This window comes from Nonlabens sp., from assembly GCF_965660805.1.
In the GTDB taxonomy this organism is placed as follows: domain Bacteria; phylum Bacteroidota; class Bacteroidia; order Flavobacteriales; family Flavobacteriaceae; genus Nonlabens.
This window is the reverse complement of sequence record NZ_CBFIBE010000056.1, coordinates 1-11,027: the sequence shown is the minus strand read 5'-3', so window position 1 is coordinate 11,027 and position 11,027 is coordinate 1. Positions and strand designations below refer to the sequence as shown.

The following is an 11,027-nucleotide window of genomic DNA, read 5'->3' as shown; positions in this document are numbered from 1 at the left end:
GTATGGGTATTTTAAGATCTGCACTGCTTACCAGTGTTCCAGTTTTCTCGCCAGTCGCATAGCTGTATTTATCAATAGTCTGCGTGCGGTCGCGATTATAATTGAGAATGATGTATTCTTTACCGTTGTTTAAAGATTCCAGAGACTGCAATCCAGCGGTACGAAAAGTACCTGTATATATATCTTCTACGGTAATGTTTTGCTGGGCAATCATCACTGAACCGGTCAGTAAAAACAGCACCATAAATAGACTTTTCTTAATCATGTAATAACAAAATAGGTTAAAGTATCAATTATACAGAAAAAAAAGGAAAAATCAGTTCGTTTATGCTATTATGATTCAACAGTCATTAAGACTCGTAATTGTATCTTTGTTCCTTAAATATTTTTTCATGGATGCACCTGTGATAGGTTTTTCAAAACTGTCTAAAAAAGAAAAAGTTAACTGGCTGGTTGATACTTATTTTAATAGTGACGCTGCAGCTCAAAATCTCATAACACGTTACTGGAATGAGGATGCAAAACTGCAAGAATTACACGACGGTTTTAGTGAAAACACGATAACTAACTACTATTTGCCTTTCGGTCTGGCGCCTAATTTTCTCATTGACGACCATTTAGTCACCATTCCTATGGCCATTGAGGAGAGCTCTGTGGTGGCTGCTGCCAGTAAAGCGGCTAAGTTTTGGTTAACTCGTGGTGGTTTTAAAACAAGTATTAAGTCGACCATAAAATCGGGTCAGGTACATATTATGTATCACGGTGCGAGTAGTGAGATGGAGGCGTTTTACGCTTTCGCGAAAGCGTATTTATTACAATCCATCGAGTCCATAAATGCTAGTATGAAAAAACGTGGTGGTGGCTTGCTAGATATAGAACTGGTGAACAAGACCAGTGCTCTGGATGGCTATTACCAGTTACATGCGACTTTTGAGACTAAAGATGCCATGGGAGCAAATTTTATCAACACGACACTGGAACAACTGGCCAGCAGCTTAAGAGAAAAAGCAAGTCAATTTGATGGTTTTTCAAGCGATGCGCCCGAAGTTATTATGAGTATATTGAGTAACTATGTGCCACAGTGTTTGGTAAACGTGTCGGTTTCTTGTAAAATTGACGAGATAGGAACTATTAATGGAGTAAGCGGTGCAAATTTTGCTCGTAAATTTACTCGCGCGGTAGATATCGCAACCGTAGAGCCGTATCGAGCGGTGACCCATAATAAAGGAATCATGAATGGTATAGATGCGGTGGTGATTGCGACCGGAAATGATTTTAGAGCAGTAGAGGCAGGCGTGCATGCTTATGCTGCGCGTGATGGCCAGTATAGAAGTTTAACGCGTGCTAGAGTAGAGAACGACATCTTTACCTTTGAAGCAGATTTTCCACTAGCCCTAGGAACTGTAGGTGGATTAACATCACTACATCCACTTTCTAAACTTGCGATGCAAATTTTAGGTAACCCTAGCGCGCAAGATTTAATGAAAGTAACTGCGGTTGCTGGACTGGCTCAAAACTTTGCAGCTTTACATTCACTGGTGACTACAGGAATTCAAGCCGGTCATATGAAAATGCACTTAGTAAACATGCTGGAGCAAATAGGGGCAAACGACACCGAAAAAGCACAACTCAAAAAAGCGTTTACCGATAAAACACCTAGTTTCTCTGGATTGCGTGAAGCGCTGGAATTAATGAGGGATAAATAGCGACGCATTTCCCTAAGGGCTGACTTAAGTATGCCCTTAGGGAAGAATAAAACATATAATCTATAAATTGACTAAACAAACTACACTAAAATTCACAGCTCACGGCAAGTTTCTTATCACGGGAGAATATGCAGTGCTGGATAATGTTCCTGCGCTTGCCATTCCTTTAAAGTTAAATCAGTATCTAGAAATTAGCTCTCGAGAAGATGATTTCTTTTCATGGAAAAGCTATGATGCAGATGGTAGCTTATGGTTTGAAACTAGATTGAGTTTGGAATTGCTTTTTAATGTAAAGCCCGTCAAAATAGATGATGATATCGCTGCTAAACTCATTGAGATCTTGCAGAAAGCGATAGAACTTCATCCCAACGCAATAGAAATCATCGCTCATGGATTTGATGCGGTTACGACACTGGATTTTAATCGTAAGTATGGTATGGGAACCAGTTCCACACTTATTTCTTTAATAGCGCAATGGCTGGAATGTGATGCATATGAGTTACAGTTTGCTTGTTTCGGCGGTAGTGGTTATGATATTGCTTGTGCCACCGCTGGTACTGCTCTGGTTTATAATTATAATAATGCACAACCTGCTGTAGAGTTCTTGAACTGGATTCCAGCGATAAAACAGTCTATTTTTTTTGTGTATCAAAATAGAAAACAAAACAGTCGCGATTCCATAGCTCAATTTAATGCAAACCTCATAACCGCTGAATTGCGAGCAGAGCTTAGCGCCATGCCACAACGATTTATAGCATCTTCAAATGATCTTGAAGCGTTTCATAAAACCGTACAGAGACATGAAGCAATCATATCGAGCTTAATAGGTGTACAGCCTGTTCAAGAGTATCTATTTCCAGACTACTCTGGTGTGATTAAAAGTTTAGGCGGTTGGGGTGGTGATTTTATGATGTGTACTGGTGGAAAAGACGAGCGTAACTACTTTAAGAATTGTGGTTATGAAGTGATCCTAGAATGGGATGAGGTGATACTTTGAACCTGAACTAAAAGCTAGACGTTCATTTTACTTATAGTTTTCTTATTACACAAAAAACGCCGCTCATTGAGCGGCGTTTTTTATAATATATAATAACTAGTTTCTAGTAGAAAGTAGCTCTGTTATCTGTAATCTCTACAGATTTTTTTAATGCTTCTACGAGTTTAGAAGTCGCTTGATTTGCGGTACGTTGTGCTACTTGATTTGCGTCAGAACCGTAGTTTCCTAAATCTGGTGCGTTTTCTACAGCAGTAACCTTTAATACAAACACTCCTTTTTCTCCTGCGATAGGCTTAGAGGTAGCTCCTTGCTCTAGTCCAAAAGCTGCGCCCACCACTTTAGGCTCTTCACCAACACCTGGAATAGTAGGGCTCTTGCGATTAACAGCCGTGGCTGCTCTAGGAGAAACTCCTTGTGCAGTTGCGATGTCATTAACCTCAGTTGCAGTGATCTTATCCATGATCATTTGTGCCTTTTTCTTATTGCGTAAAATAGGTGTTACTGTTGCGCTAGCCTCTTCAGTAGACATTACACCAGCTTCAGACTTTCTGGTTAGTTGAACGATTACATAACCTTCAGGAGTTTCAAAACGTTCTGTTTCTCCTACATCTGTAGTTTCTTTAAATGCCCATTGAACTATGGAGCGATTTCTTTGTAAACCAGGTAGGTTTTCATCCATCGCCTTAAGGTTCTTTACGGGTTTTACATCTAGCGTATATTCTTTTGCTACATCAACAAAATTTTTGTCTGCTGCACCTTGCTGGAATTTTTGAGCGTTTGTGAAGAGTTTCTTTCCAGTTCTCTTAGAAGCTTCTACTTTCTTTGCAACTGTTGCTATTTTAACAGCTTCTGTAGGTGCTTTGGCATCCTGAATGTAAATAATGTGATACCCAAAAGAACTTTCAGAAATCCCTACAGTTCCCTTATCGTTTTCAAATAAGAATTTAGAGAATCCTGGAGCAAAGTTTTTTGCGTTACCAGAGTAAACAACCCATCCTATATCTTCACCTTTTGCGATTTCAGTGTTTTTATTAAAGTAGTCCCATTTGGCATTAAATTTACTAGAACTCTGTCCTATAGTGGCAAAAATACTGTCAGCTACTTTTTCTGCTTCTTCTTTAGTACGTGTTGCAGTAGAACGTGATGCACCAGCATAAGCTACAAGAATATGTTTAGTTTGAACACTATCCATAATCATTTTCTTGTCCTCTAGACGAGAGATTTTCATGTACTCTCCATCTTCATAAGGTCCATAAGTTGCTCCTTTTTCTAGCGCAGCTATAGGTTGAGCTGTTGCAGCGATCTTAGAGGTTAAGATAAAAGAGTCATCATAAGGTAGGTCAGATTGTGCGTTTACAAAGGTTTCAACATCTGTTACTGAGTTAAGGCCTTCGTACTTTTCAGTTCTGTTAGTGTTTTCACTAAACTCTTCATAAGAGTTAAGAAGTTTAGTCATATCCTCCTTCATGGCTTGCTTATCTTCCATAGAGGCTTTGTCTTCAAAAAGCACATATTGGATATCGCGTTGCGCATCAGCCTTATATTTTTCTTTGTTCTTTGAGATATAATCTGCGATTTCAGACTTTGAAACTTCTACAAGTGAGTCTGCTATGCTCGTGTAAGGAATGTTTACAAAAGTAAAGCTGCGGTTATCATTTGCAAGACGGTATTCCATCTCACCAGCTGCTTGAGTTCCTATGATTCCAGATTTCAATAAGTTGAAAAACTGAGTTTGTTTAGCTTGGTCTGCGGCGTTATCTACATCTTGCAACCATAACTGATAACGTTCTGGTTGATTATTCTTCAAATCAGCAACAAATGTGTTCATTTTAATTTCAGAAAACTCACCATTTTCATCTTGAAAAATAGGAGAGTTTGCATACATCTTCTGGATTTGATTTTTTACGGCTTCATCAGACACGTCTATACCAGCTTCATTAATTTGCATTCTTAAAACGGCATCTCTTACCTCTGCATTCCATACGCTGTTTACCGCTTGCACGGTAGATGTTCCTGCGCCACGTTGTTGCATAGTGGCCTCAACTCTACGTCCAAAAGCCTCTCTGTCTAATTCTGTATCGCCTACAGAGCCTAGTGAGGAACCTTTTGCAGCGCCGCTAGACGTTAACAAACCTTGAATGATAAATGCAAATAATGCAAGTGCAATTACTAGAATAAGGATTAATCCTTGAGATCTAATTTTACCTAATATGGCCATCGTAAATGGATTTAATTTTAAAGTGACGGCGAAAATAGTGTTTTCCCTCTAATTATTAAAGCTAAAAGTGTGCTTTATAAGACTTGAGAGTTATAGAATTACGCTTTCGCGAAAGCGGATCAAGAATAATCTTTAAGGGTAAGTGCTTATTCTAAATCTAAGATCTCCATCTGAACCAGGTCAATCTTGTTATTAGAGGTTTCTAGAATAGTGAATTTATAGTGTTCTATGGTCACGATATCTCCTTCCATAGGGATACCTTCTGTCTCAAAAACGATGAGTCCACCTAGGGTTTCATATTGCTCGTTATCAGGTAGATCCAGTTTGTAGTTTTCATTAATGCTGTCTACTTCTAAACGAGCGCTAAATTTAAATGTGGTCGCACTAAGTTGTGTGTCTATTAAGGTGTCAGAATCATGTTCATCTTCAATCTCTCCAAAGAGTTCTTCTACAATATCTTCAACGGTGATAAGTCCTGAGGTTCCTCCATATTCATCGAGTACTATAGCGATGCTTTTACGTCTTTTCATGAGTTTATTTAGAACGTCTTTTGCAAGCATAGTTTCTGGAACATTAATAACGCTGCGCGTGATACTTTTTATGTTTTGTGGTGTTTTAAAAAGGTCAAAACTGTGTACATAACCCGTAATGTCATCTATAGTTTCCTGGTGTATTAAAATCTTAGATAAACCGGTGCTCACAAATTTTTTATTGAGTTCTTTTATATCTATGTCTTGTTGTACTGAAATCATCTCAGTACGAGGTACCATAACCTCACGAGCTTTTACTGCCGAAAAGTCTAGTGCGTTCTGGAAAATTTGAATTTCAGTGTCTACTTCATCTTGTTCTTGTGCGCTTTCCATTTGCTCTGTAATGTAGTTTCCTAGCTCGATTTTTGAAAAAGAGAGCTGTACGTTATCGCCATCTGATTTAAAAAATATGCGCAGGAAAAAGTCTGAGATCTGAATACATATCCAGGAGATAGGGTAGAATAGGAGGTAAAATAGGTATGCTGGTACCGCAAAGAACTTGAGGAGCTCGTTTGCATAAATTTGAAAAAATACTTTAGGTAAAAACTCTGCTGTGAGTAGGATCACTAATGTAGAAATAACGGTTTGAACCACTAGTTCAAAACTGGTAGATAGTTCTAAGTAAGGTTGTATGAGCTGATCTGTGATAAGGTCACCCATGTATAGTCCATAGATCACTAAGGCGATACTATTACCTATGAGCATGGATATGATAAACTTAGACGGGTAAGCGGTAAGGTTGCTTAACACACGACCTATAAAGTCTTCCTGGCGTTTTTCTAATTCTATATGAATCTTATTTGAAGACACATAAGCGATTTCCATACCAGAGAAAAAGGCGCTGAGAACCAGCATGGTGATAATAATGAGCAGCGCTGTTATCATTATTTTATGTCATCTTTTTTATGACTGTTATCAAATTTACTGATATATTTTCTTCTAAAGAAAAACATGAAAAGTACTAGTGCTGCCATAGCCCATAATAGGTAGGCAGTATTAGGAGCGTCACTGTATTCATAGAAACCTCTCACGAGAAAAAAACCTGCAAATAAAATGTAGGCGTACTGAAAATACTTAAAGAATTTTGTCATTTTTTTAATGGTGTTCTATAGAATTGATCATTGTTGTTGCGCACTATGGTTTCTTCTAGGTCTTCATTTGCGTCCAGCATCTTTCCTGTAGTGGTAGCGTTTTTAAGATGGGTTTGAAACGGCTGGTCTGTAAAAATCCATTGTGCTTTCTGGTCCCAGTATAGTTGCTTACCGTTAAAAGTGTTTCCATCGTGGTTTACTATGGTTACATTTCCTATCAAATCTACTAAATCTGATTCACTATACATAATAGCATAATCTGCTGTGATATTAGTTTCTAAAAGGCTATCGTTTTTTTGCTCATAAACTATTACATGGATTCCGTCTGGAAATTCTGTGTATGGGTAAATGTCATTTGAAAAATCCAGCATCGTTTCTCCCATTAATTTTACTTTAATAGTTCCACTATCTGTGTGTTTTAAGATCATTTCCTTTACTTCGGCTATGGGCTCATTTGATGCTATTTGCATTTTTTGAATAGCCTTAAGATTATCATCACAGGATAAAACACAAATCACGGCCATGGCCGTGATTGTTACTTTTAATATGTGAAATATAGGTTTTATCATTATGGTATTCTTACAGAATCACCTACCCAGCAATTGAATCTAATCGTATCTCCTGAGTTGTATTCTTTGTTCATAAAGATATCATTTTTCTGTGGAGCACGACCTCTATAGCTGGCTGCTGTTTGAGCGGCTCTAGATTTAATACTTGCATCTACTCTTCCTGCTTTATCTGCATAACGAGCGGCGAGCCAGTTTACAGCTCTTTTTTCAAATGGTGTGGCTCCACAGCTATTGGCGCTATTTGCGATAAGATTAGCGATTTTAAGGAATGGTGTCCCGAAAGAAGGTTTAGCCGCATTTGATGCTAGGTATTCTCTTTTTGCAGTTCCATACTGACCTTTACTTTTAGCGATTTCAGCTTTTTTGTAATGGATCTTAGATTGTGTGTCCTTATCAGCTCCTAAAGAGATGGCTTGATCCCAGTACTGAAACTTCTCAGAAGTAGTCGTTGCAATGTTTCCAAGTCCATATGCTGTTTTCCAGCTAGGCTTTAATACATGTAAGGCTTTTACAGATCTTACATAAAGAGGAGCGTCTGTGCAGTCTTTACTTTGTAATCTTCTTAGAACGTTTCCTAACCATTTCTCATCACTTTGCTTTTCATTAAAGTCTTGTTCATAAAGTGGGATGAGTTTATCACAGTCTGCCAGTTGACCTAGAGTACCGTTTACACTTTTCATCACTATGTTATAGTTCTTTAAGTTTTTCTCTTGATAAGTGATTTTCATCTCTTCTGCTTCTGTTAAAGAACCATCAGTCTCTTTTTTATCCATTAATTCTTGAATAATGGTAGATCTTTCATCTTGTACTTGCTCTATTCTTTCTGTTAAAGCGTCATAGGTGTCAAATAATTTTTGAAGGTCTATTTTCTTGTCTTTATATTCTTTTTCTGCTAGTTTAAAGTAGGTGATCATTCCATTAGGATCTGTAAAATTTTCTGGATCTTTGGTAAACACATCTTCAAGCATTAAATATTGCTCAGTTTGCTCACCTTGCCCATATTTATACATTTTACTTGCAAGTTTTACTTTTTTCTTGCTCACGTTTACCGCTTCAGGGAATAAGTTAATTTCTCCATTCAGCATGTCTATAAGTCCTTGAACATTATCTTCTTTTACACCTATTTTCTTTCTTAAACGGTGCGAGTAGATAATTTCACCATATTGATAAATAGCGGCACTAGCTTTAGGGCATTTGTCTAGAAGTGGCTCTAATTGCTTAAGGGCTTCGTCATAGTTTTTTGCTTTTGCATTTTCAGCAAATATGCTTAACATGACGTTACAATCTCCTGCTTCTTGCGCTTTCGCGAAAGCGATACTGATAACAGCTATTAATGTTAAAAAAGTAGTTTTAAGGTTCATAATCGTTACTTTATTGTTCTTAATTATATTTTCTTTTTTGGAACCACTTATCATTAAGTGATAATCCAAGCGAGACACTAAAGAAGTTTTCTTTAATTAAACCACTAGTAGTCGTTCCACGCTGTCCATATTCAAATCCGATATTTGCATTTGAAAAGGCGCTAGTCTGTCCCACCGGGATACCCATTCCAAAAGATATGCCAAACTCAGTGATGTCTTCTCCATTTAGTTGTAAGCCTGTTTCTTCAAAACGTACTCCAGCGCGATAAGTAGCTCTACTCCAGTAGTTTGATATACTGTTGTAATTAGGGATGAAATATCCTCCTAGTTTATAGGAAGAGGCGTCTGTAAAAGTCGCGTTTGCCGGTGTAAATGTTCTGTTTGTTGTGCTGCTGGTTCCTTGTAAGGTGTACTCTGCGGCTGCAAACCATTTTAAACGTTCACCAAGGCCAAGACCTACAGTTAGTTCGGATGGTAATTTGAACTTTTCACGTGGTGCATCAAATTCTGTTGAAGAAACAAGGGTTTCTGAATCACCTACAAAGGTTATCGTGGATAGTGTTCTAAAATTATCTGCTGTTATATTGCTCTCTGGAGTGAATGTAGCACTTGCTTGTAGTTCATACTTTTCATTCAATATGGTGTTATAGTGTACTCCAAAATTATAAGAAACACCGCTAAAATCTGTTTCGTTAAACTCATTAGTACCGAACTGTACTCCTGCAAGAGCTACACTTGAAGAGTTTGTTTCTTCTCCAAAGTTGTAGCGTACTTCACCACCTATGTTTAAGCCTTCAATAGGTTGATATCCAAAACCAAAATAAGCTCTGTTTAAACTTCCTTCACCTTCAAAGTTTGTGTAAATATCTTCTGTAATAGTACCTAAGCGATACCCGACGGATTTAAATGGGATTAAACCGAAACCAAATCCAGCTTTTGAACTTACTGGTATTCCTACACTTACATATTCAATGGTTGTGTTATCATAAGTTTCTTGTTCTGCAGCTGTTTCTGCCCAGGTTTCTGTGTGCACAGCGCCTACGGTATAAGTTGTTAATCTTAGGTTTCCATAAGAGGCAGGATTACGCAAGTTCACGTGAATACTGTCGCTATAAACTCGTATTCCACCCATGCTGCGATTCTCTATGGTGCCTTTAAATGTTTGCTGTCCTAGACCGAAGAAGGAGTAAGGAGACGAAGTACGCTGTTGTGCAAGTCCTGTAAAGCAAGTGCATGCTACTAAAACGATTAAAATACTTCTGATCATATTTCTTTATTAAAATGGTATAAATAATAGATGCCGTAGAGCATCAAAAAAGGCGTGGCAAAGAAACGGCTTTTTAGTTGAGTTGACAACACTTGAGCGTCTCCACCTGTTATAAAAATGTTGATGTGTTTGTTTTTCTTTTTATACTGATTGATACATCCTTTTATTTCTTGTGATAATCCATTCACAACACCGCTATGTATACTGGTTTCTGTGGTGTTTCCTATGAATTCATCTGTATCTTGTGGAGTTAATAACGGCAAGTTTGCTGTAAAATTATGCAGTGATTCATAACGTAATCTTAAACCAGGGGAAATGGCTCCTCCATGATAGTTGTTCCCTGAGTCTATATAATCATAGGTCACACAAGTTCCTGCGTCTATAATAAGTGCTGCCTGGTCTTTTTGCTGTTGAGCTATAGCGCCACTTACTAGGGCGATGCGATCATTTCCTAAGCTTTCTGATTGATATAAATTAGTGAAAGGAAGTTTTACGTGCTGGTTAATTATAAAAACAGGTACTATTTTTTGTAGCTCCTGTAATATTTTATTCTCAAAATGCCCGACTTGACACAGGGCAGCTTCTTTTATTTCAGGGAATTCTCCTAAAAGTTTTTTAGTAGTTGCTACTAGCTGTTGTTCATCTGTTCTGTAGTGCTGTAATACCTGGTAATTATCTACCGCAGCAATTTTAATAGATGTGTTGCCTATGTCTATAACGAGAATCATATAACTCTAATGGTGTGGAATACTGGATTCGAACCAGCGACCTTTACGATGTCAACGTAACGCTCTAAACCAACTGAGCTAATTCCACGCTTTTAAGTGGCTAAATATAAACTGACTTTATGAGTTATAAGTTATAGAAAACAAAAAAACGTTTTTATAAAGGAATGACTAATTGTTAGTCACTGTTTGTGCTAAAGATTATAGCTGTTTTTTTAAACAATAAAAGCCCTGCGTTAACAGGGCTTTTTAAAGTGGTACCTCCAGGAATCGAACCAGGGACACATGGATTTTCAGTCCATTGCTCTACCAACTGAGCTAAGGTACCTTTTGCTCTAAAGCGGTGGCAAATTTACATAAATATATTTTTGAGGAAAGCTTTTGAGGCATTTTTTTCTTAAAAACTTCGATTTATTTTCATTAGTGTCCGATTTAAGTTTTATCAATACTTTAAAACCTACTCATAGCATTGCTTCATACGATTTTTCAAATAATACCAATTTATGTTTCTAATGCCGTATTATTAATTTGAATTATTTTTTGACTAGATGATAAAGAAAATT

At 37.5% G+C, this 11,027-nt stretch carries 9 protein-coding genes, 2 tRNA genes and 1 pseudogene; 2 read left to right on the top strand and 10 right to left on the bottom strand.

Going from position 1 to position 11,027, the window contains the following annotated elements; all coding sequences use genetic code 11:
• Positions 1-265 (bottom strand): annotated as a pseudogene (locus tag ACTF48_RS10365) (S9 family peptidase); the annotation flags it as partial.
• Positions 266-392: 127 nt separating this feature from the next.
• Between ACTF48_RS10365 and ACTF48_RS10360 the strand changes: the two are divergent.
• Positions 393-1,706: a hydroxymethylglutaryl-CoA reductase, degradative gene (locus ACTF48_RS10360; RefSeq protein ID WP_438963086.1), complete on the top strand. Its 1,314-nt coding sequence runs from the start codon at positions 393-395 to the stop codon at positions 1,704-1,706.
• A gap of 67 nt (positions 1,707-1,773) precedes the next feature.
• Entirely contained in the window at positions 1,774-2,703 is a 930-nt protein-coding gene (locus ACTF48_RS10355) for a GYDIA family GHMP kinase (protein ID WP_438963085.1), read from the top strand.
• 103 nt (positions 2,704-2,806) lie between these two features.
• On the opposite strand, the gene ACTF48_RS10350 is transcribed toward ACTF48_RS10355, so the two are convergent.
• From ACTF48_RS10350 to ACTF48_RS10310, 9 genes are all read right to left on the bottom strand, one after another.
• Complete coding sequence (locus ACTF48_RS10350) at positions 2,807-4,921, bottom strand: peptidylprolyl isomerase (RefSeq protein ID WP_438963084.1); 2,115 nt, start codon at positions 4,919-4,921, stop codon at positions 2,807-2,809.
• 146 nt (positions 4,922-5,067) lie between these two features.
• Entirely contained in the window at positions 5,068-6,336 is a 1,269-nt protein-coding gene (locus tag ACTF48_RS10345) for a hemolysin family protein (RefSeq protein ID WP_438963083.1), read from the bottom strand.
• Positions 6,336-6,542, bottom strand: coding sequence for a hypothetical protein (locus tag ACTF48_RS10340; protein ID WP_438963082.1), 207 nt, complete (start codon positions 6,540-6,542; stop codon positions 6,336-6,338). The genes ACTF48_RS10345 and ACTF48_RS10340 overlap by 1 nt, the downstream gene beginning before the upstream one ends.
• Positions 6,539-7,111, bottom strand: coding sequence for an LPS export ABC transporter periplasmic protein LptC (gene lptC / locus ACTF48_RS10335; protein WP_438963081.1), 573 nt, complete (start codon positions 7,109-7,111; stop codon positions 6,539-6,541). The genes ACTF48_RS10340 and lptC overlap by 4 nt, the downstream gene beginning before the upstream one ends.
• Positions 7,111-8,472, bottom strand: a complete 1,362-nt coding sequence (locus ACTF48_RS10330) for a hypothetical protein (protein ID WP_438963080.1) — start codon at positions 8,470-8,472, stop codon at positions 7,111-7,113. Before ACTF48_RS10330 ends, lptC begins: the two co-directional genes overlap by 1 nt.
• Positions 8,473-8,491: 19 nt before the next feature.
• Positions 8,492-9,739, bottom strand: coding sequence for a hypothetical protein (locus ACTF48_RS10325; protein WP_438963079.1), 1,248 nt, complete (start codon positions 9,737-9,739; stop codon positions 8,492-8,494).
• Positions 9,736-10,467 (bottom strand): type III pantothenate kinase, encoded by a 732-nt coding sequence (locus ACTF48_RS10320; RefSeq protein WP_438963078.1) that lies wholly within the window; start codon positions 10,465-10,467, stop codon positions 9,736-9,738. Before ACTF48_RS10320 ends, ACTF48_RS10325 begins: the two co-directional genes overlap by 4 nt.
• A gap of 10 nt (positions 10,468-10,477) precedes the next feature.
• Positions 10,478-10,555, bottom strand: a tRNA-Val gene (locus tag ACTF48_RS10315).
• A gap of 164 nt (positions 10,556-10,719) precedes the next feature.
• Positions 10,720-10,792: transfer RNA gene (locus tag ACTF48_RS10310), tRNA-Phe, on the bottom strand.
• Between the last annotated feature and the right edge of the window lie 235 nt (positions 10,793-11,027).

Excerpts from the sequence above, each read along its gene's own strand:
- ACTF48_RS10360 (WP_438963086.1), top strand. The coding sequence starts at position 393 with ATGGATGCACCTGTGATAGGTTTTTCAAAACTGTCTAAAAAAGAAAAA.
- ACTF48_RS10350 (WP_438963084.1), bottom strand. The coding sequence starts at position 4,921 with ATGGCCATATTAGGTAAAATTAGATCTCAAGGATTAATCCTTATTCTA.
- ACTF48_RS10345 (WP_438963083.1), bottom strand. The coding sequence starts at position 6,336 with ATGATAACAGCGCTGCTCATTATTATCACCATGCTGGTTCTCAGCGCC.
- ACTF48_RS10340 (WP_438963082.1), bottom strand. The coding sequence starts at position 6,542 with ATGACAAAATTCTTTAAGTATTTTCAGTACGCCTACATTTTATTTGCA.
- lptC (WP_438963081.1), bottom strand. The coding sequence starts at position 7,111 with ATGATAAAACCTATATTTCACATATTAAAAGTAACAATCACGGCCATG.
- ACTF48_RS10330 (WP_438963080.1), bottom strand. The coding sequence starts at position 8,472 with ATGAACCTTAAAACTACTTTTTTAACATTAATAGCTGTTATCAGTATC.
- ACTF48_RS10325 (WP_438963079.1), bottom strand. The coding sequence starts at position 9,739 with ATGATCAGAAGTATTTTAATCGTTTTAGTAGCATGCACTTGCTTTACA.
- ACTF48_RS10320 (WP_438963078.1), bottom strand. The coding sequence starts at position 10,467 with ATGATTCTCGTTATAGACATAGGCAACACATCTATTAAAATTGCTGCG.